Here is a 19,579-nt window from a genome sequence, read left to right as displayed (position 1 = left end):
CTCTGGCGTCAAGCCCGGTCAGCGTTTAGCGGCGTGGCTCCCGGCGGAAGGTTAAAAAGCACCGTTAAAACAAGAAACTGGGCTATTCTCCGCGCCGCGCTGGGGAGGGGTCCTTGCCAATCGGGTAAGAACCTAGTATTCCACCGCCGCTAACAAACCGCATGCGGGTTCGCGCGCTGCTCGGGGAGACATCCCGGCAGACTTCGCTCCGGTGTCCTAAGTCATTGATTTGGGACGCAAAATCCGCAGAGGCTTAACCGGAAAAGGACTTAAGATAATGGCGCTGCCAGAATTCAGCATGCGCCAGCTCTTGGAAGCTGGCGTTCACTTTGGTCACCACACCCGTCGTTGGAACCCGCAGATGGCCCCCTATCTGTTCGGCGTGCGCAACGGCGTGCATATCATCAATCTCGAATACACCGCCCCGATGCTCGAGCAGGCGATCAAGACCGTGCGCGACATCGCCGCGGCCGGCGGTCGTGTCCTGTTCGTCGGCACCAAGCGCGCTGCCGCCGACAAGGTCGCGGAAGCTGCCAAGCGTTGCGGCCAGTATTACGTCAACCATCGTTGGCTGGGCGGCATGCTCTCCAACTGGAAGACCATTTCGCAGTCGATTAAGCGCCTCCGGGAAATCGAAGAGAAGCTCTCGACCAACACGGTGGGTCTCACCAAGAAAGAGCTCCTCATGATGACCCGCGACCGCGACAAGCTCGAGCGCGCGCTGGGCGGCATCAAGGACATGGGCGGCCAGCCCGACATCCTCGTCATCATCGACACCAACAAGGAATCGCTGGCAGTCAAGGAAGCCAACAAGCTTGGCATTCCGATCGTCGCCATCCTTGATTCGAACTCCTCGCCGGAAGGCATCAATTTCCCGGTTCCGGGCAATGACGATGCGATCCGCGCCATCTCGCTCTATTGCGATCTCTTCTCGGGCGCCGTGCTCGACGGTCTGCAGCAGGAAGCGATCTCCTCGGGCGCCGATATCGGCGAATCCGAAGAACTGCCGGCTGAACAGCTCCCGGTCGCCGACGGCGCCGAGAACACGGCTTCGGCGTAAAGTCGTTCTGGCATCAAATGGGGTTCGGGGCGGCTTGATTGCCCCGAACCCCATTGCCACATCTAAGCACCCGATTACGTTACCGAATTAAGACGGAAGGATAGAACCATGGCCGAGATTACTGCTGCGCTCGTGAAGGAGCTGCGCGAAACCTCTGGCGCCGGCATGATGGATTGCAAGAAGGCGCTTGCTGAGAACAACGGCAACATCGAACAGGCGGTTGACTGGCTGCGCAAGAAGGGCCTCGCCGCCGCCGCCAAGAAGGCCGGCCGCGTCGCTGCCGAAGGCCTCGTCGGCGCTGCCGCCGAAGGCAAGGTCGGCGCCCTCGTCGAAGTAAATTCCGAAACCGACTTCGTCGCCCGCAACGAGCAGTTCCAGGGCCTCGTCTCGGCGGTGTCGCGTCTGGCGCTCAATCACGACACGGTCGAAGCGCTTGCCAACGCCAAGCACCCGGAAGGCGGAACCGTTGCCGAGAAGGTCACCAATCTGGTGGCAACCATCGGCGAAAACATGAATCTGCGCCGCTCGAAGCGCCTCTCGGTCGAGAACGGCGTGGTGGCGTCCTACGTTCACAATGCCGCCGCCCCGGGCATGGGCAAGATCGGCGTGCTGGTGGCTCTTGAGTCCACCGGCGACGTCGCAAAGCTCCAGGCGCTGGGCAAGCAGATCGCCATGCATGTGGCCGCTGCCAACCCCCAATCGCTCGACATCAGCAGCGTCGACCCGGCCGCCCTTGAGCGCGAGCGCGCGGTTTTGACCGAGCAGGCCCGCGCCTCCGGCAAGCCGGAAGAGATCATCGGCAAGATGGTCGAAGGCCGCGTCCGCAAGTTCTACGAGGAAGTCGTCCTCCTCGAGCAGGTCTACGTCATCGACGGCGAAAGCCGCGTGAAGCAGGTGGTGGAAAAGGCCGCCAAGGAAATCGGCGCCCCGGTGAAGCTGGTTGGCTTTGCCCGCATGGCCTTGGGCGAGGGCATCGAGAAGGAAGAAAAGGACTTCGCGTCCGAAGTCGCGGCTCAGCTCCGCGCCTAAAAGTCGCGCTTCGGCGGGTGCTTCCTGCGCCGCCGAATCGGGGTATAGTTCGGCGGGCAACGGTCGGAAATCGGCCGTTGCCCGCCAGCCGCCCGAAACCCTGGCGGCTCACCTGGTTGCCACCCCGAACCGGGTCCAAGAACGAGAAATGACGCAGGGAGATATGCGTATGTCCAAGGCTGGTGCATCGTCGACGGTCGCTGACGACGAAGATACGACTGTCGCCCATGCCCCATCCGCACCGCCGCCCGGTCTGCTTTACAAGCGGGTGCTGCTGAAAATCTCTGGCGAGGCCCTCATGGGCCAGCGCGATTACGGCCTGGAGCCGGCGACGGTCAACCGCGTCGCCAAGGAAGTCAAAACCGTCCACGAACTCGGCGTCGAATGCTGCCTCGTCATCGGCGGCGGCAACATCTTCCGCGGCATCGCCGGTGCCTCGGAAGGGATGCAGCGCGCCTCGGCCGATTACATGGGCATGCTGGCGACCGTGATGAACGCGCTCGCCATGCAGAACGCGCTGGAGCAGCTCGGTGTCGATACCCGCGTGCTTTCCGCCATCCCGATGCAGACGGTGTGCGAACCCTATATTCGCCGCCGCGCCGTGCGGCATCTGGAGAAGGGCCGCGTCGTGATCTTCGCTGCCGGCACCGGCAACCCGTATTTCACCACCGATACCGCGGCCGCCTTGCGTGCCTCGGAAATGGGCTGCGAAGCGCTCCTCAAGGGGACCAAGGTCGACGGCGTCTACAGTGCCGACCCCAAGGTGCATAAGGATGCCGAGCGCTACCAACAGCTCAGCCACCAGGATGTCCTGGCGCGCGACCTCAAGGTCATGGACGCGACGGCGATTGCCCTGGCCCGCGACAACGCCATTCCGATCATCGTCTTTTCGGTCCACACCCCCGGCATGATGGCCGAGGTGCTGCAGGATCGCGGCCGTTTCACGGTCATTGGTCATCGCAAAGAACAAGTTGCCAGCTGAATTTCAGAGCTGAAGTTTAGGAGAGGACTCCATGAGCGATCCGCGTCTCGAAGACTACAAGCGCCGTATGGACGGCGCCCTCGATGCCCTGCGCAAGGAATTTGCCGGTCTCAGAACGGGCCGCGCGTCAGCCAACCTGCTCGATCCCGTCCAGGTCAGTGCCTATGGCAACAACATGCCCTTGAACCAGGTCGGCACGGTCAGCGTGCCGGAGCCGCGCATGATCACAGTCCAGGTCTGGGACAAAAGCATGGTGGGCGCCGTCGAGAAGGCCATTCGCGATGCCGGCCTCGGCCTTAACCCGGCCAGCGACGGTACCACCGTCCGCGTGCCGCTCCCGGAACTCTCGCAGGAACGCCGCCAGGAACTGACCAAGGTCGCGCATAAATATGCCGAGCAGGGGCGCGTTGCGGTTCGTAACGTCCGTCGCGACGGCATGGATTTCCTGAAGAAGCAGGAAAAGGACCACAAGATCACCGAGGACGAGCACAAGAAGCTCGCCGATCTGATGCAGAAGCTCACAGACGAGCATGTGAAAAAGGTCGACGAAGTCCTGGCGCTGAAGGAAAAGGAAATTCTCCAGGTTTGACGCCTAAAGGTCTTGCCGTGAACCAGCCGCGCCTCATTGCCGAAAAGGTTGCCGCGTCGGATGACAATCCGGCGCTGGGCGGTGCCGTGCAGCCGCCGCGCCATGTGGCCATCATCATGGATGGCAACGGGCGCTGGGCGCGGGCGCGCGGGCTGCCGCGCACGGTCGGGCATAACAGTGGCGCCGAAGCCGTCCGCCAGGCGGTCAAGGGGGCCGTTGCCTGCGGCGTCGAGTATCTGACCCTGTTCGGTTTCTCGTCGGAGAACTGGAAGCGCCCCACGGCCGAGATCGACGATCTCATGGGCCTCCTGAAGCTCTATCTCCGCCGCGAGATCGACGAATTGCACCAGAACGGCGTCCGCATGCAGGTGATCGGCGACCGTTCGCGCCTCGGGCCCGACGTGGTGAAGCTGATCGAAGCGGCCGAGGCAAAGACCGCCGCCAACAAGAAGCTCACCCTCACCATCGCCCTCTCCTATGGGTCTCGGGCCGAGATCGTGCTGGCGGCCAAGCGCCTGGCGGAAGCCGTGCAGCGCGGCGAACTGGCGCCGGATGAGGTCGACGAGGCGAGCTTCGAGCGCTTCCTCTTCACCGCCGACATGCCCGACCCCGATCTCCTCATCCGCACCAGCGGCGAGAAGCGCATCAGCAACTTCCTGCTGTGGCAATGCGCCTATGCCGAGTTCGTCTTCCTCGACAAGCACTGGCCGGATTTTGGTCAGGAGGATCTCCGGGCGGCGATCGCTGAATATTCCAGCCGGAACCGGCGCTATGGCGCCTCCGAATAAAAAGCCCAGCAACCTCACCGTACGCATTGCGTCGGCGCTGGTGCTGATCCCGGTCGTCGTGGCGGCCGCCTATGTCGGCCGCCCCTGGTTCGATGCCCTGGTCATCCTCTTTGCCGCCATCATGGCCTGGGAGTGGGCCCGCATTGCCGGTAGGCGGCGCAACCCAGCAGACCCCAGCCCGGCCGCACGGCTAGCGGCGGGCAATTGGACGCCGGCTGGCCTGCTGACGATCTTGATCGTCCTCGCGGCGCTGCTGTTCGATCGCTTTCCCGACTACATTCCGCTCGGCATTCCAAGCTGGGTTCTGATCGCAGCCGGCACCGTCGTCGCCATCTTGGTCACTTGGCCGCGGCATCGTCACCGCTCGCTTTGGTTCGGCCTCGGCATCCTCTATGTGGCGGTCCCCGCCATGGCCATCCTCTGGGTGCGCGATGATCCGGTAACGGGGCAGGGGATCGAGCTCTTGGCCTGGATCCTAGCCCTCGTCATCGCCACCGATACCGGCGCCTATGCCGCCGGCCGCTCTATCGGCGGGCCCAAGCTCGCCCCCCGCATCTCGCCCAACAAGACCTGGGCGGGGCTCTTGGGTGGCGTTGTCGCGGCGGCCATTGTCGGGCTTATTGCCGGGCTGGTCCTGGATCTCCCAAATACTTGGAAATTAATGATTTTGAGCGGCGGATTGGCTGTGATAGAGCAGATCGGCGATTTGGCTGAATCGGCTTTCAAACGGCGCTTTGGAATGAAGGACAGCAGCCATATAATCCCGGGCCATGGGGGCGTCCTGGACCGGGTGGATGGGCTGCTGGCGGTATCCGTCGCGGTCGCGGCGTTGGACTATTTTGGCGAAGGTAGCGTGCTCTCATGGTTATGACCGGATCGGTGACGGAGCTTCGGGCTCCCGCTGCAGAACCGCGTAGCGTCACGGTCCTGGGCTCGACCGGTTCGGTCGGGGCCAACACCATCGACATGATCGACCGCAATCCCGGCGCCTACCGGGTCGAGGCGCTGACCGCCCATGGCAATGTCGATCTCCTCATCGAGCAATCGCTCCGCCTCAAACCCCGCCTTGCCGTCACCGGCAAGGCCGAGAACTACGACAAGCTCAAAGCCGGCCTCGCCGGGACCGGCATCGAAGTGGCTGCTGGCCGCAAGGCGGTGATAGAAGCGGCCGAGCGTCCGGCCGATTGGGTCATGGCATCGATCGTCGGTGCCGCCGGTCTCGAACCCACCTTGGCCGCCGTCCGCCGTGGCGCCTTGATCGGCCTTGCCAACAAGGAAACGCTGGTCTGCGCTGGGTCGCTGATGATGAAGGAGGTGGCCAAGCACAAGGCCACCATGCTCCCCGTCGATTCCGAGCATTCCGCCATTTTCCAGGTGTTCGATTTCGAGCGTGTCGCGGCGATCGAGAAGATCATCCTCACGGCCTCGGGCGGCCCATTCCGCACCAAGACCTTTGCCGAAATGACCGAGATGACGCCGGCCCAGGCAGTGGCCCATCCCAACTGGTCGATGGGCGCCAAGATTTCGGTCGATTCAGCTTCCATGATGAACAAGGGCCTCGAACTCATCGAGGCGCATCACCTCTTCGGCCTGCCCGAAGACCAGATCGAGATCCTGGTGCATCCGCAATCGGTGATCCATTCCATGGTCGCCTATCGCGACGGCTCGGTGCTGGCGCAGCTCGGTACCCCAGACATGCGCACGCCGATCGCCTTTGCGCTTGGCTGGCCCAACCGCATCGAGGCGCCATCGGCCAAGCTCGACTTCGCCAAGATTGCACAGTTCACCTTCGAAGCGCCTGATCCTGAAAGATTTCCGGCGTTGCGCCTGGCGCGCGAGGCCTTGAAGGCGGGTGGTCGGGCGCCGACCATCCTCAACGCCGCCAACGAGATCGCTGTGGCAGCGTTCCTCGGCAACGAGATCCGCTTCACGGATATCGCCGCCGTGGTGGAAAGCGTGCTCTCGAAGCTGCCTGTGGGCAGGCTCGACAGCATCGACGATGTGCTGGCAACCGATGGCGAGGCCCGTGATGTGGCCAGGGCCGAGGTGGCGGCACGGCGTAAAAACAGCTAAGCCCCAGCCGTCAGGTTGCGTGGCTAAAGCCAATGTCCCGACAGGTGCTTGTCAGAAAGCTGTCGGATAACGGGTTAGGGTAACGAGGGAGCAAGGCTGGTATGGACATCGTCGCGGAAATCGCGCGCAACGGCTTCTGGTTCCTTGTTCTTTTGACCCCCCTGGTCTTCGTTCATGAACTCGGCCACTTCCTGGTCGCCCGCTGGTGCGGCGTGCGGGTCGAGGTTTTTTCGATCGGCTTCGGCCGCGAGCTGTTCGGCTTCACCGACAAGCACGGCACCCGCTGGAAGTTCAGTCTGCTGCCCTTGGGCGGCTATGTCCGCATGTTCGGCCAGGCACCCAATGAACTGGAAGGTGGCGAAAAGCCGGTCGCTATGTCGCCTGCCGACAAGGCCGTCTCCTTCATGCACAAGAATGTCGGCCGCCGCGCCGCCATCGTTGCAGCGGGTCCGGCGGCCAATTTCCTCTTTGCGATCATTGTCTTGGCGATCCTGTTTGCGGCCTTCGGCAAGGTTTTCACCTCGACGGTCATCGACGAGGTGAAGGTGGGCTCGGCCGCTGCCGAGGCCGGCTTGCTGCCAGGCGACAAGATCGTGGCCCTCAACGGGCGCGCCATCTCGACCTTCGAGGAAGTGGCCGAATTCATCCCGCTCAACCTCGACCAGCCGCTGCAGCTCACCGTCGAGCGCGGCGCCCAGCAATTGACCGTGACAGCGGTCCCCAAGATCGTGGTGCGCAAGGATATTCTGGGCAAGGACGTGCGTTCGGCCCTGCTCGGTGTGGGCAGCAACCACCGCGGCCCGGTCCAGCGCCTGGGCCCGATCGAGGCGGTGGGTGAGGCGACGAGCTATACCTATCTCAAGGCAGCGGACATGCTCAAAGGCCTGTGGCAGATGGTGTCTGGCGTGCGTCCGGCCAGCGAAATCGGCGGCGTGCTGCGGATCGCCAGCGTCTCCGGCGCGGTCGCGGGCATCGGCTTTTACGAGCTGACCATGCTGGCCGTGCTGCTGTCGATCAATCTTGGCCTCATCAATCTCTTCCCCGTCCCCATGCTGGACGGCGGCCATCTGGCCTATTATGCGCTCGAGGCGGCGCGGGGGCGGCCCTTGAGCGAGGGCGCCCAGGAGTGGGGGCTAAAAATCGGCCTCGCCATGGTACTTAGCCTCATGTTATTTGCCACTTGGAATGACTTGGTTTATCTGAAAGTCGTTGATTATTTCCGTTGGCTTTTCACCTGATCGGATGATGCGTAAAATGGCTTTTTTGCGTACGCTGCTTTGCGCCTCCGGGGGGAGGGCCTCAACAGCTAGGGCTTCTGGCAGCCTTTTTCGCGTCTTCCTGGTTGGCCTTCTGCTGGTCGCCGAACTCGGCGGCTTGCCGCGCATCGCCCTGGCGCAGTCGATCAGCGCCGGCGATCCGATTCAGGAGATTCGCATCGAGGGCAGCCAGCGTATCGAGCCCGATACCGTGCGCAGCTATATGGCGATCAATCCCGGCGACCCGTTCGACGCCAAGGCGATCGACAGGGCGTTGAAGAACCTGTTCGCGACCGGGCTCTTTGCCGACGTCAATTTCCGCCGCGAGGGCGGTTCGCTGATCGTCCAGGTGACGGAAAACCCGATCATCAACCGCATCGCCTTCGAGGGTAACGACAAGCTCGACGATGACCAGTTGCAGACCGAAATCCAGCTGCGCCCGCGCGTCGTCTACACCCAGCAGCGCGTCCAGTCGGATGTGAAGCGCCTCCTCGACCTCTACCGCCGCAACGGCCGTTTCGCCGCCACCGTCGACCCCAAGGTCATCAAGCTCGACCAGAACCGCGTCGACCTGGTGTTCGAGATCAACGAGGGCGACACCACCGACATCGAGCGCATTGATTTTGTCGGCAACAAGGTGTTCGACGACGACGATCTGCGCGATGTGGTTATTACGCGCGAAAGCGCGTGGTTCCGCTTCCTCAGCAATTCCGACACCTACGATCCCGACCGCCTGACGGTCGACAAGGAAAACCTCCGCAAGTTCTATCTCGAAGAGGGCTACGCCGATTTCCGCGTGGTCTCGGCCGTCGCCGAATTGTCGCCGGATCAGGAAGCCTTCTTCATCACCTTCACGGTCGATGAGGGTGAGCGCTACAAGCTCGGCAAGGTCGAAATCAAATCGACCCTCAAGGACCTCGACCCGAACTCGCTGTGGAGCGAAGTCCAGACCGCAGATGGCGACTGGTACAACGCGACGCTGGTCGACAAAACGGTCCAGGCGATCGCCAATCGGGTCGGTTCCCTCGGCTACGCCTTCGTCGACGTGCGCCCGCGTATCAAGCGCGACGCCAAGAACCATGTCCTCGACCTGACCTACGATATCCAGGAAGGTCCCAAGGTCTATGTCGAACGTATCGACATTACCGGCAACATCCGCACCCAGGACAAGGTGATCCGCCGCGAGTTCCGCCTGGCCGAAGGCGACGCCTTCTCGACCACCAAGATGAAGCGCACCGAGCAGCGCCTGCGCAATCTCGGCTTCTTCGAAGCGGTCGATATCCAGACGACGCCAGGGAGCGCGCCGGATAAGACCATCATCAAGGTGAAGGTGGCCGAACAATCGACCGGCGAATTCACCTTCGGCGCCGGCTTCTCGACCGCCGACGGCCCCTTGGGCAATGTCGGCATCCGCGAGCGCAACCTCCTTGGCAAGGGCCAGGATCTGCGCGCCAACTTCACTCTGTCAGGCAAGCGCTCGACGCTCGATGTCAGCTTCACCGATCCCTATTTCCTCGACAAGGATCTCTCCGCCGGCGTCGATCTGTTCCATCGCCGTTACAATGACGTGCGCGGGGACAATTACGATCTGTCGCAAACCGGCTTTGGCCTGCGCATGGGCTACGAGTTGACCGAGTTCACGCGCCAGACCCTGGGCTTCCGCGTCAGCGGCGACAAGATTTCGGATGTCGATAAAGATCTGTCGCAGGCGATCAAGGATGAGAAGGGCTGGACACTGCGCACGACGTTCAGCTCGGATATCATCTATGACAAGCGCGACAATGCGAACGATCCGCGCGATGGCTACTTCCTGTCGCTGTCGAACGACCTGATCTCGATCCGCCCCGATTTCACCGACGAGGATTTCAACCTGCAGACCTTGGTCAAGGGCGGCTATTTCTATCCGGTGACCGACGATATCTCGATCGGCCTATCGGCCGAGGCGGGTTATATCCAGGCCCTGGGTGGCGGCCATGTCCGCGTCACCGACGCCTTTACGCTGGGTGGTCAGAACCTGCGCGGTTTTGAAACCTCGGGCGTTGGGCCGCGCGATGCCGACACCAATGACTCGCTGGGCGGCCAGTTTCTGTTTGACGGCACCCTGCAGGCCAGCTTCCCGGTCGGCTTGCCGGAAGAATTCAATGTCCGCGGTCGTGCCTTTACCGATTTTGGTACGCTGACGGGCACGGATCTCGAGAGTGACATCGACATTGATGATGATGCCAGCCTGCGTGTGACGGCTGGACTCGGCCTGACCTGGGTGTCGCCTTTCGGACCGATTGCTATTGACGTGGCTTACCCGTTGATGAAGGAAAGCTACGACAACACGGAATGGTTCCGCTTCAGTGTCGGCACCTCGTTTTAAAAGTTAACAGTTCTCTGTGGAGTTACGCGCGTGTTCAAATTCCGAATGATGACGAAGGCCGCCATGGCCCTCGCCGCGGCGCTGATCGTGATGCCGCTGGTTCCGTCCGCGATGGCACAGGATGCCACAGCGACCGCAGCCATCCCCGTCGCGATCGGCATCGTGAATGTCCAGGACGTGGTGAAGAAATCCAGCGCCGGCCAGTCGCTGAAGAAGCAGGCCGATGCCCGCCGCAAACAGAACCAGGCCGAGCTCCTGGCTGAAGAAAAGAAATTGCGGGCCGAGAACGACGCACTCAACGCCCAGCGCAACGCGCCGGATTTTGCCACCAAGCAGCAGGCGTTCCAGCAGAAGCTGGCAGCCTGGCGCCAGGGTGCCGAGCAGAAGTCGAAGGCCTTCGAAGTCGCCTACGGCACGGCGCAGAAGCAGATTTTCGAAACGCTTCAGAAGGTCATCGGTGACATCGCGGTGCAGAAGCGCCTGACCTTGGTTCTTAACAAATCCGTCGTCATCGTAAGCGCCCAGGCCTGGGATATCAGTGACTCGGCCCTGGCGCAGCTCAACAAGGTCCTGCCCGCCGTTAAGATGTAGCGGCGGCTTAGAGGGCCAGCGGTATCGCGCGCCGTCGACCAGCGACGGCGCGCTCGGTTTTCGGGGAAGACGGGGAAAAGGGTTTTTGGATGGCGGATCAGGCAGCCACCGGTGGGATCATCGATATCGCGTCGATCATGCGTATGATCCCGCATCGCTATCCGTTCCTGCTCATCGACCGTGTCATCGATGTCGTCTCCGGCGACAGCGCCACCGGCATCAAGAATGTGACGGTGAACGAACCGTTCTTCCCGGGCCACTTTCCGGGTGCACCGGTCATGCCGGGTGTCCTCATCGTCGAAGCGATGGCGCAGACGGCGGCTGTCATCGCCGTGCATGCCCTGGGATCTGAAGCCGAGGGCAAGATCGTGCTGTTCATGAGCATCGATGACTGCAAGTTCCGCAGGCCCGTCACACCGGGCGATCAGCTGCGCCTGGAAGTGAAGAAGGACCGCGCCCGCGGCCCCGTCTGGCGCTTCATCGGCACCGCCAAGGTCGATGGCCAGGTCGTGGCCGAAGCCACCTTCGCCGCCATGATCCGCGACCGTTAAGGTCGCTCATATACCGTCATGCCCGGGCTTGACCCGGGCATCCACTCTCGAAAACGGCACCAGTGGATCCCCGGGTCTTCGCCCGGGGATGACGCAAGAAATACAGTGAGCTAAACCCCCACCATCCACCGCGTCACGAAGAACACGGCCATGCCGATGAGGATCGTCGGCATCAGCTTCTTCCATTTCCAGCTCACCACCGCGGCCACCACGGCACCCACCAGATAGGGGTTCATGTAACTGAGCTGGATGCCCTTGTCGGCATCGGGATAGAGCGTTGCCGGCACGATGATGGCGGTCAGCACCGCGACCGGTACGAAGGCCAGGGCACGCTCGACCAGCGGTGGAAAACGCACGTGATCGGCAAAGAGATAGACCGGCCAGCGGATGGCGAGGTTGATGAGCGCCATGCCGGCGATCATCAGGACGATCTCGATACCGCTCATGACGCCACCTGTTCGCCGCGCGCCTTGCGCCGGCGCCATTCCTGTACCAGGAGCCCGGCAACGATGCCGGCCAAGGCACCCAGCATCAACCCCAGTTTATAGGGGAGGGCATTGCCAAGGGTTGCCACCACACCGGCGACAATCGCTGCCAGCCAGAAGGGGCCGGAGCGCAAGGCCGGCATGACAATGCCGGTAAAGGTCACGATCATCGCGAATTCCAGGCCCCAATTCTTCACTTCAGGGAATTCGGTGCCCAGAACGATGCCGATATAGGTCCAGAACTGCCAGTTGAGATACATGCCAAGGCACGAGGCGAGATAGTACCAATGCGCGTTAGGTCCGCCGCCTTCCTCGCGGTAGCGGCGCTCCATCACCGCGAAGGTTTCGTCGGTCAAGGTGGCCGCAAGACCAAAGCGCCAAGTCTGGCTCAAATGGCGCACATGATCGACCAGCGTTGCTGCATAGAGCAGGTGTCGCAGGTTGAGAATGAGCGTTGCCAGCCAGATGACGCCAAGCGCCGAACCCGTGCCCAGCAGCAGGATGGCAATGAACTGTGCCGAGCCGGAGAAGACGAAGATGGACATGCTCATGACGGCCAGCGGCGACAGTCCGGCATTGGTGGCGAGCGTGCCGAAGATCACGCCGAAGGGGATGGCCGAGACCATCAGCGGAAAGGTGGCAGCAAGCCCGCGGGTGAATTCCGACCCGGCCGAGGTCGGCGCGGTGCCGATTGTGTCGCTCATGATGTCAGACGATTCCGTAGGCGCCGCCGGGCTGCGTGCGCAGCAATTCGGCAATGCGTTGCAGCGCCATTTCAAGGACGCGTCGGTCGGCCGGCGCGCACAGGCACAGGCGGACGCCATTGGGGGCGTTGCGGGTCAGCGAGAAGATCGTCGCCGGCGATACGCCGACGCCCTTCAGCCGCGCCTGCAGCGCAAAGCCGTCCGACGTCCAATGCTCCGGCAGTTTCAGCCAGATATGATAGCTCGATTCATCGCCGCAGATGGAAAGGTCGCTCAAGATCCGCCGCGCCATGCGCTGGCGAGCGATGGCCTCGATCCGGTGCGCCTCGGCAAGGTCCATGCCGGTGCCGTCTTCGACCCAATCCGCGGCGATTTCGGCGGTCAGCGGCGCCGCCATCCAGGTCGTGGAGCGGACCACTTGCGCAAATGAATCGAGCGCGCCTTCGGGAATGGCCAGATAGCCGACCCGCAGGCCCGGTGCCATCGATTTGGAGACGCTTGTGAAATAATGGCCGAGCTCAGGCGCATGTGCCGAAAGGGGCTCGATGGTGCGCGTTCCCAGCAGGAAGCCATAGACATCGTCCTCGACGATCTTCACGCCGTGGCGGCGCGCGATCTCGGCCAGTGCCCGGCGCCGCTCGAGCGAGACGACGATGCCGGTCGGGTTATGCATGTTGACCACGCAATAGAACGCCTTGGGTCGCAAATTGATGCAGGCCTGCTCGAACGCTTCCGGGTCGACCCCATCGGCATCCATCTGCACGCCATGCAGGCGAATGCGCAGGAAGTCGGCCAGGCGCCGCAAACCCGGATAGGTGACGCATTCGGTCACGACCACATCGCCGGGTTCCGTGATGGCGCCGAGGGCTGCCGTCATGGCGTGTTGGCCACCGGCCGTCACGATCACGCGCTCGGCCGAAACCGGATAGCGCTGCTCGGCAAGCCATTGTGCGCCGGCGGCGCGGTGGCGGGGCAGGCCGACATGGTGATGGTAATCGAGCAGCGTATGGATGCCCGGTCGCGCTGCGACACGCTGCAGCGCTGTCGAGAGCAGCGCATCATTGGCGCGCGGCGTCGGGAAGTTGATGGAGAGATCGATGAAGCCACCGGAATCGATTTCCGTTTCGCGGTCGATCGGCATCTCAGGCCGTCGGCGGACATCGGGCCGCACGAAGGTGCCGCGGCCGACCTCGCCGCCGATGAGGCCGCGGCGCTCGGCCTCGGCATAGGCGCGGGTGACGGTCCCCACGGTGACGCCGAGGCGGAAGGCGAGCTCACGATGCGTGGGCAATCTTGTGCCCGGCGCCATGCGCTGGTGGCGGATGTCTTCGGACAGCGCGTCAGCGATCGCGAGATAGCGCGGTCCGGGGAAGGCGGAAAGGTCGGGCTGCCAGTTTGTCATGGTGACAATGTATCGATTGACTTCATTCTCTGTCAAAACAATTATCCGCTCACGGGTACAATCCGATCGATTGTCTCGCGTGTACTTAAATATGTCAGCATAGGAGAACAAAATGTCTCGATACAAGTCACCGACGATCGGTCGGTCACCCATATTCGGCCGATCTAGGTCATTGGAACGGCTGTCCTTCGGCCGTCGCCTAATCGCTTTCCTCTTCGATTGCATCGATATCTATCGTCAGCGCCGGGCGCTCGAAGCCTTGGACGACCGCATGCTCAAGGATATCGGCCTCACCCGTTGCGATGTCGAAGCGGAAGTTTCGCGCCCCGTCTGGCGATGATGTAGGCGGGACTGGAGAACTGATCATGAAGTACCCGATTTACCAGGTAGATGCCTTCACCGACCGCGCCTTCGCCGGCAATCCGGCCGGGGTGATGCCGCTCCAAACCTGGCTGCCCGATCAAGTCCTCCAATCCATCGCCGCCGAGATGAATCTGGCCGAAACTGCCTTCTTCGTGCCTGTGGCCGGGGGCTATCATCTGCGCTGGTTCACGCCGACGGTCGAGATCAAGTTGTGCGGTCACGCCACCTTGGCCTCGGCCTTCGTGCTGAACCGCTTCATCGATTCCAGCATCCGCGCGATGCGCTTCGACAGCCTGTCCGGGCCGCTTTTCGTGACGCTCGAGGGCGACCGCTTCGTCCTCGATTTTCCGCTCTATACCTTCGAGGCCAACCAGGATGCGGGCGTTCCGGCGCGCATTGCCCAGGCCATCGGCCAGCAACCGGTCGACGTCGTGGTCAGTCCCGGCTACGAATCCTTCGTCGCCCGTCTCAAGGACGTGGCCGCCGTGCGCGCGGCGGTACCCAATTTTCCGGCGCTCGAAGCACTCGGGCTCGATCTCATCATCACGGCGGATGGGCAAGGGGAGGGCGTCGACTTCGTCAGCCGCTTCTTCGCCCCGCTTCATGGCATCCCTGAAGATCCGGTCACCGGCTCCTCGCATTGTGTGCTCGCGCCCTATTGGCAGGGTCTCACCGGAAAGACACGATTCCACGCCCGTCAGGTTTCGAAGCGCGGTGGTGATTTGTGGCTGGAACGTCACGGCGACCGGCTCAAGATCGCTGGCCATGCGGTCTGCGTCCTCACTGGAGAAATCGAAGTAAATTAACCAGTTAAGTTGATGGGGCGGAGGTTCGCCAGCACCCTGCGACCCCTCCCACTCTTGCACCGCCGAAGGCTTTGCGCTAATAGCCCTTGCCCAAGCGGTCAGGGGATGAAGCGCCTGCTTCAAGCCCCCCTGTTCGGGCTCAGTTTCAGACCTTGCTCGAGCCCGACCCATTCATGACCAGCGCATCCAGCAACAACGCCGGTGAAAAGTTCCTGCTGCCCGCGGGGCTGGGCGATGGCTTGCCGCCGGAAGCCGGGTTCGAAGCGGCGATCGTCGAGCGCCTGGTGGCCTCCTTCGCGCGCTGGGGCTATGAGCGCGTCAAGCCACCGTTGATCGAATTCGAAGATTCGCTCCTCGCCGGACCCGGCGAGGCGATGGCTGCCCACACCTTCCGCCTGATGGACCCGATCTCGCAGCGCATGATGGGCCTGCGCGCTGATATGACGCCGCAGGTTGGCCGCATCGCCGCAAGCCGCCTCCAGAACATGCCGCGACCCTTGCGCCTTTCCTATGCGGGGCAGGTCCTGCGGGTGAAGGGCGAGCAGATGCGCCCCGAGCGGCAGCTGGGTCAGGTCGGCGTCGAACTGATCGGCGCCGAGGGCGAGGCGGCCGATGCCGAAGTCGTCCTCCTTGCCGTTGAAGCCCTGACCAGTCTCGGTGTCCGCGATCTCGCGGTCGATCTCAACGTGCCGCGTCTTGCCCCCAATATCCTCGTCGAGGTGCATCGCCGCGAGCTGATCGCCGCACTCGACCGCAAGGATACGGCCAAGGTCACCGAGCTGGCCGGCGATCAGGCGCCAATGCTCCTCGGCCTGCTGCGTGCGGTGGGGCCGGTCGAAACCGCGTTGCCGGTCCTGGAAAGCCTGCGCCTGCCGCCGCCCGGCGCCGAGGTGCGCGCCAATCTCGCCGCCATCATCGCGCTCATCCGCAAGGCGGCACCCGATCTCACACTCACCATCGATCCGACCGACCATCGCGGCTTCGAATACCACAGCGGCATCGCCTTCACCCTGCTGGGGCGGGGCGTGCGTGGCGAATTCGGCCGTGGCGGCCGCTATGTCAATCACGCTGGCGAAGCGGCGACGGGCTTCTCGCTCTATCTCGACACGCTGCTCGGCACGCTGCCGACGCCCGAGGGTCTCAAGCGCGTCTTCGTGCCCTTCGGCAGCGATGCGCAGGCGGCGCTGAAACTGCGCGCCGAGGGCTGGGTCACGGTGCAGGGCTTGAGCGCCGGCGATACCCGCGCCGAGGCCAAGCGTCTCAACTGTTCGCATTATCTCGAGGGCGGCCATGCGCTGGCTCTCAAAGACTGATCTCTCTCTAGAGGAACATCATGGCTAATGTCGCGGTAATCGGCTCGCAATGGGGCGACGAGGGCAAGGGCAAGATCGTCGACTGGCTCTCTGAGCGCGCCGACGTCGTCGTGCGCTTCCAGGGTGGCCACAATGCCGGCCATACGCTGGTCATTGGCGGCAAGGTCTTCAAGCTGTCGCTGCTGCCCTCAGGGATCGTGCGTCCCGGCAAGCTGTCGGTGATCGGCAATGGCGTCGTGGTCGATCCCTGGCATCTCATCAAGGAGATGGAAGGGTTGCGTGGCCAGGGTGTGACGATCAATCCGGACAATCTCGTGGTTGCCGAAAACGCGGCACTCATCCTGCCCCTCCACAGCGAGCTTGATAAGCTGCGTGAAGGCGCTGCCGAAGGTGGCGCCAAGATCGGAACCACCGGGCGCGGCATCGGCCCGGCCTATGAGGACAAGGTGGCTCGCCGCGCCATCCGCGTCTGCGATCTGGCCGACAGCAAGGGCCTCGATGCCAAGGTCGAGAATCTCCTGCGCCATCACAACGCGCTCCTGAAGGGCATGGGGGCACCCGTCGTCGACGGCGCCGACTTGCTGGCAAAGCTCCGCGCCATCGCGCCGCAGATCGCGCCTTTCGTGCGCCCGGTCTGGGAAATGCTGGATACGGCAAGGAAGCGCGGCGACCGCATCCTCTTCGAAGGCGCCCAAGGCGTCATGCTCGACATCGATCACGGCACCTATCCTTACGTCACCTCGTCGAACACGGTGACGGGGCAGGCGGCGACCGGTTCCGGCCTCGGCCCCTCCGCCATCGGCTATGTGCTCGGCATCACCAAGGCCTACACCACCCGCGTCGGCTCTGGCCCGTTCCCCAGCGAGCTCACCGACGAGATCGGCGAATTGCTGGGCGCGCGCGGCAAGGAATTCGGCGTGGTCACGGGGCGCAAGCGCCGCTGCGGCTGGTTCGATGCCGCGCTGGTGCGCCGTGCCGCCAAGGTTGCCGGCATCAGCGGCATCGCCTTCACCAAGCTCGACGTTCTTGATGGCATGAAGGAGCTGAAGATCTGCACCGGCTACGAGATCGACGGCAAGCCCTACGCCTATCTGCCGGCCGCCTCTGACCTGCAGGCCCGCGCCAAGCCCGTCTATGAAACGCTGGAAGGCTGGCAGGAATCGACCCAGGGTGCCCGCTCCTGGGCACAGCTCCCGGCAACCGCGATCAAATATGTCCGCCGCGTCGAGGAACTGATCGAAGTGCCGGTGGCGCTTCTCTCCACCAGCCCCGAGCGCGACGACACGATCCTGGTGAAGGATCCCTTCGCGGATTGAGGCACTCTCGCGTCGTCATCCCCGGCAAACGCGTGGTGGGCCCGCCTCAAGCGGGCCATGACGGGCGAGAGTTCGCCTCAACCTCGCTTCACCTGTTCTGAAAGAACCGTCCCGATCTTCCGGCGCAGCATCACGGCGTGCTGGCGCGCGCCTGCTTTATCGATGGCTGGATGGTGACGAGGCGATCAGACCCAAACACGAGACGCGCGGTGGTGCCCTGGGCCGGCGTGCTCTCCAACTGCAGCGCGCCACCTTGCAGTTCCACCATGTTGCGTACCAGATGCAGTCCCAGGCCTGTACCGCCGAACTTGCGATTGAATGTGCTGTCGATCTGCCCGAAGGCCTGCATGGCCTTTGGGATATCCGCCGCCGCTATGCCAATGCCGGTATCTTTGACCTCAATCAGCAGCTCGCCGGTGGCGGCCCGCCGCGCGACGACGGTGATGCCACCGTGCGGTGTGAACTTGACCGCGTTCGACAACAGGTTGAGCAACATCTGCTTCAGCAGGCGTTCGTCGGCATGAAGGGGCGGCAGATCCGGCGCCACGTCGACCACCAGATAGAGTCCGGCGTCGTTGGCGCGCTGGCGCACCATCTGCACACAGGCAAGGATCACGCCCCTGACATCGACATCATCGTCATGGGCGAGCAGCCGGCCGGCTTCGATCTTCGCCACATCGAGAACATCGTTGATGACGCTGAGGAGATGCGTTCCGGCATGGTGAATATCGGCGCAATAGGTCCGGTAGCGTGCCGAGCCGAGGGGCCCGAAGGTCTCGCGCTGCATCACCTCGGCAAAGCCGATGATGGCATTGAGCGGCGTCCGCAACTCGTGGCTCATATTGGCGAGGAACTCTGACTTGGCGCGGTTGGCGAGTTCGGCATGGCGTTTGGCCTCACGCATGGCGCTTTCGGCACGCGCGCGCTCACTGACGTCGCGCAGGATCGCCGTGAGGATGGTCGAGCCATCGGCGGTGAAATGCATGATCGAGGCATCGACGGGAAAGGTCTCGCCGGATTTGCGGCGGGCCAGAACCTCGGCGCGTTGCCCCATGCGCCGCGTCTGCCCCTTGCTGGCCACAAAATCTGCCATGTGCCGCGCGTGCGGTGCGCGGAGGTTGATGGGCAGCAGCATATCCAGCTTGTGGCCGACCACCTCGGCGGCGGCATAGCCGAACATGCGCTCGGCGCCCTGGCTGAAGATCTTGATGGTGCCGTCGGTGGTCACCGAAACGATGCCGTCATCGCTGAGTTCGACGATCTTGGCCAGGTAGTCTCGCGTCGCGCGCAGTTGCTGGCGCATGCGCCGCGCTGGGGCGGCATCGTCGAGCGAGACGGCGATGAAAGACTTTCGCTCGAGCCGGATCACCCGGCAGGCGATACGCAGATCGAGGGCTCGGCCATTCCTGGCGCGCCCGGCAATCTGGCGCCAGCGCAGCGCGCGGTCGCTCTTGGCCGGCAGTTGCTCCAGCAACTGACCGATCTGCGGCAGGATCTCGTCGATGCCGCGACCGATCAACTCTTCCGGGCGGTACCTGAAGAGCCGCGCCGCGTCGTCGTTGGGCAGCACGATGCGGCCACTGGGGCGAATCAGGATGGTGGCGCCGGCGGCACCGCCGACAATGAGCATGCCCTCCCGGAAGGTCTCGCCCGATCTTTGGCTATCCTGCCGCAGGCGGGGCGTGCCGCTCGACCGGTGAGGAGATCGCCTTTGCGGCATGCGGCTTCTCGCTAGCTCGGCTTCACGAACGATGATCGGAAAATTCTCCAATCATGCTCGTGTTTTGTGATCCATAAATTCTAATGGGAATTGATCTGGATCATAGAGAGATCAGCGCAATCTGGATAACGTACACATGTACGCAAACGCCCAATGGACTTGTCGCGTCGTCGCGTCAACAGTGGC

At 63.1% G+C, this 19,579-nt stretch carries 19 protein-coding genes; 15 read left to right on the top strand and 4 right to left on the bottom strand.

Features of this window, described 5'->3' with window-relative positions; genetic code table 11:
- Positions 1-277 precede the first annotated feature (277 nt).
- The 11 genes from rpsB (at position 278) to fabZ (ending at position 11,284) form a co-directional block, all read left to right on the top strand.
- Positions 278-1,060, top strand: a complete 783-nt coding sequence (gene rpsB, locus SMD31_RS00590; RefSeq protein ID WP_320498605.1) for a 30S ribosomal protein S2 — start codon at positions 278-280, stop codon at positions 1,058-1,060.
- Between the two features lie 108 nt (positions 1,061-1,168).
- Positions 1,169-2,089, top strand: coding sequence for a translation elongation factor Ts (tsf, locus tag SMD31_RS00585; protein WP_320498603.1), 921 nt, complete (start codon positions 1,169-1,171; stop codon positions 2,087-2,089).
- A 169-nt stretch (positions 2,090-2,258) separates the two neighbouring features.
- The gene (pyrH, locus tag SMD31_RS00580; protein ID WP_320498601.1) at positions 2,259-3,071 is read left to right on the top strand and encodes a UMP kinase; all 813 of its coding nucleotides are present in this window, start codon (positions 2,259-2,261) and stop codon (positions 3,069-3,071) included.
- 31 nt (positions 3,072-3,102) lie between these two features.
- Complete coding sequence (gene frr / locus SMD31_RS00575) at positions 3,103-3,660, top strand: ribosome recycling factor (RefSeq protein ID WP_320498599.1); 558 nt, start codon at positions 3,103-3,105, stop codon at positions 3,658-3,660.
- A gap of 116 nt (positions 3,661-3,776) precedes the next feature.
- Complete coding sequence (gene uppS, locus SMD31_RS00570; RefSeq protein ID WP_320500985.1) at positions 3,777-4,448, top strand: polyprenyl diphosphate synthase; 672 nt, start codon at positions 3,777-3,779, stop codon at positions 4,446-4,448.
- Entirely contained in the window at positions 4,432-5,319 is an 888-nt protein-coding gene (locus tag SMD31_RS00565; protein WP_320498598.1) for a phosphatidate cytidylyltransferase, read from the top strand. Before uppS ends, SMD31_RS00565 begins: the two co-directional genes overlap by 17 nt.
- Positions 5,316-6,521, top strand: a complete 1,206-nt coding sequence (locus SMD31_RS00560; RefSeq protein WP_456077530.1) for a 1-deoxy-D-xylulose-5-phosphate reductoisomerase — start codon at positions 5,316-5,318, stop codon at positions 6,519-6,521. Before SMD31_RS00565 ends, SMD31_RS00560 begins: the two co-directional genes overlap by 4 nt.
- Positions 6,522-6,622: 101 nt before the next feature.
- The gene (rseP, locus tag SMD31_RS00555) at positions 6,623-7,759 is read left to right on the top strand and encodes an RIP metalloprotease RseP (protein WP_320498593.1); all 1,137 of its coding nucleotides are present in this window, start codon (positions 6,623-6,625) and stop codon (positions 7,757-7,759) included.
- Positions 7,760-7,775: 16 nt separating this feature from the next.
- Positions 7,776-10,142 (top strand): outer membrane protein assembly factor BamA, encoded by a 2,367-nt coding sequence (gene bamA, locus SMD31_RS00550; RefSeq protein ID WP_320498592.1) that lies wholly within the window; start codon positions 7,776-7,778, stop codon positions 10,140-10,142.
- A 30-nt stretch (positions 10,143-10,172) separates the two neighbouring features.
- Complete coding sequence (locus SMD31_RS00545) at positions 10,173-10,733, top strand: OmpH family outer membrane protein (protein WP_320498590.1); 561 nt, start codon at positions 10,173-10,175, stop codon at positions 10,731-10,733.
- An 89-nt stretch (positions 10,734-10,822) separates the two neighbouring features.
- Positions 10,823-11,284: a 3-hydroxyacyl-ACP dehydratase FabZ gene (fabZ, locus tag SMD31_RS00540; RefSeq protein WP_320498588.1), complete on the top strand. Its 462-nt coding sequence runs from the start codon at positions 10,823-10,825 to the stop codon at positions 11,282-11,284.
- A gap of 110 nt (positions 11,285-11,394) precedes the next feature.
- Here the strand turns inward: fabZ and SMD31_RS00535 are convergent, their stop codons facing one another.
- Genes SMD31_RS00535 through ehuR form a run of 3 tightly spaced genes read right to left on the bottom strand, consistent with a single transcriptional unit; the run spans position 11,395 to position 13,875 of the window.
- Complete coding sequence (locus SMD31_RS00535; protein ID WP_320498586.1) at positions 11,395-11,730, bottom strand: AzlD domain-containing protein; 336 nt, start codon at positions 11,728-11,730, stop codon at positions 11,395-11,397.
- Entirely contained in the window at positions 11,727-12,473 is a 747-nt protein-coding gene (locus SMD31_RS00530; protein ID WP_320498584.1) for an AzlC family ABC transporter permease, read from the bottom strand. The genes SMD31_RS00535 and SMD31_RS00530 overlap by 4 nt, the downstream gene beginning before the upstream one ends.
- A 4-nt stretch (positions 12,474-12,477) precedes the next feature.
- On the bottom strand, positions 12,478-13,875 hold the full coding sequence (ehuR, locus tag SMD31_RS00525) for a MocR-like ectoine utilization transcription factor EhuR (protein ID WP_320498582.1): 1,398 nt from the start codon (positions 13,873-13,875) through the stop codon (positions 12,478-12,480).
- 112 nt (positions 13,876-13,987) lie between these two features.
- Between ehuR and SMD31_RS00520 the strand changes: the two genes are divergently transcribed.
- The 4 genes from SMD31_RS00520 to SMD31_RS00505 all read left to right on the top strand — a co-directional run bounded on the left by SMD31_RS00520 (position 13,988) and on the right by SMD31_RS00505 (position 17,673).
- Positions 13,988-14,215, top strand: a complete 228-nt coding sequence (locus SMD31_RS00520) for a DUF1127 domain-containing protein (RefSeq protein ID WP_320498580.1) — start codon at positions 13,988-13,990, stop codon at positions 14,213-14,215.
- Between the two features lie 25 nt (positions 14,216-14,240).
- The gene (locus SMD31_RS00515) at positions 14,241-15,044 is read left to right on the top strand and encodes a PhzF family phenazine biosynthesis protein (protein WP_320498578.1); all 804 of its coding nucleotides are present in this window, start codon (positions 14,241-14,243) and stop codon (positions 15,042-15,044) included.
- Between the two features lie 173 nt (positions 15,045-15,217).
- A complete protein-coding gene (locus SMD31_RS00510) occupies positions 15,218-16,357 on the top strand; it encodes an ATP phosphoribosyltransferase regulatory subunit (protein ID WP_320498576.1) in 1,140 nt (379 codons plus the stop codon).
- A gap of 20 nt (positions 16,358-16,377) precedes the next feature.
- On the top strand, positions 16,378-17,673 hold the full coding sequence (locus SMD31_RS00505; protein WP_320498574.1) for an adenylosuccinate synthase: 1,296 nt from the start codon (positions 16,378-16,380) through the stop codon (positions 17,671-17,673).
- A 130-nt stretch (positions 17,674-17,803) separates the two neighbouring features.
- Here the strand turns inward: SMD31_RS00505 and SMD31_RS00500 are convergent, their stop codons facing one another.
- On the bottom strand, positions 17,804-19,303 hold the full coding sequence (locus SMD31_RS00500) for a PAS domain-containing sensor histidine kinase (RefSeq protein WP_320498572.1): 1,500 nt from the start codon (positions 19,301-19,303) through the stop codon (positions 17,804-17,806).
- Positions 19,304-19,579: the final 276 nt, after the last annotated feature.

This window comes from Dongia rigui (genome assembly GCF_034044635.1).
In the GTDB taxonomy this organism is placed as follows: domain Bacteria; phylum Pseudomonadota; class Alphaproteobacteria; order Dongiales; family Dongiaceae; genus Dongia; species Dongia rigui.
This window is presented reverse-complemented; position numbering and strand designations above follow the sequence as displayed.

Coding starts and splice junctions, on each gene's coding strand:
- rpsB (WP_320498605.1), top strand. CDS start 278: ATGGCGCTGCCAGAATTCAGCATGCGCCAGCTCTTGGAAGCTGGCGTT.
- tsf (WP_320498603.1), top strand. CDS start 1,169: ATGGCCGAGATTACTGCTGCGCTCGTGAAGGAGCTGCGCGAAACCTCT.
- SMD31_RS00565 (WP_320498598.1), top strand. CDS start 4,432: ATGGCGCCTCCGAATAAAAAGCCCAGCAACCTCACCGTACGCATTGCG.
- SMD31_RS00515 (WP_320498578.1), top strand. CDS start 14,241: ATGAAGTACCCGATTTACCAGGTAGATGCCTTCACCGACCGCGCCTTC.
- SMD31_RS00500 (WP_320498572.1), bottom strand. CDS start 19,303: ATGCTCATTGTCGGCGGTGCCGCCGGCGCCACCATCCTGATTCGCCCC.
- rseP (WP_320498593.1), top strand. CDS start 6,623: ATGGACATCGTCGCGGAAATCGCGCGCAACGGCTTCTGGTTCCTTGTT.
- SMD31_RS00520 (WP_320498580.1), top strand. CDS start 13,988: ATGTCTCGATACAAGTCACCGACGATCGGTCGGTCACCCATATTCGGC.
- pyrH (WP_320498601.1), top strand. CDS start 2,259: ATGTCCAAGGCTGGTGCATCGTCGACGGTCGCTGACGACGAAGATACG.
- SMD31_RS00510 (WP_320498576.1), top strand. CDS start 15,218: ATGACCAGCGCATCCAGCAACAACGCCGGTGAAAAGTTCCTGCTGCCC.
- SMD31_RS00530 (WP_320498584.1), bottom strand. CDS start 12,473: ATGAGCGACACAATCGGCACCGCGCCGACCTCGGCCGGGTCGGAATTC.
- SMD31_RS00535 (WP_320498586.1), bottom strand. CDS start 11,730: ATGAGCGGTATCGAGATCGTCCTGATGATCGCCGGCATGGCGCTCATC.
- frr (WP_320498599.1), top strand. CDS start 3,103: ATGAGCGATCCGCGTCTCGAAGACTACAAGCGCCGTATGGACGGCGCC.
- SMD31_RS00560 (WP_456077530.1), top strand. CDS start 5,316: ATGACCGGATCGGTGACGGAGCTTCGGGCTCCCGCTGCAGAACCGCGT.
- fabZ (WP_320498588.1), top strand. CDS start 10,823: ATGGCGGATCAGGCAGCCACCGGTGGGATCATCGATATCGCGTCGATC.
- ehuR (WP_320498582.1), bottom strand. CDS start 13,875: ATGACAAACTGGCAGCCCGACCTTTCCGCCTTCCCCGGACCGCGCTAT.
- SMD31_RS00505 (WP_320498574.1), top strand. CDS start 16,378: ATGGCTAATGTCGCGGTAATCGGCTCGCAATGGGGCGACGAGGGCAAG.
- bamA (WP_320498592.1), top strand. CDS start 7,776: ATGGCTTTTTTGCGTACGCTGCTTTGCGCCTCCGGGGGGAGGGCCTCA.
- uppS (WP_320500985.1), top strand. CDS start 3,777: ATGGATGGCAACGGGCGCTGGGCGCGGGCGCGCGGGCTGCCGCGCACG.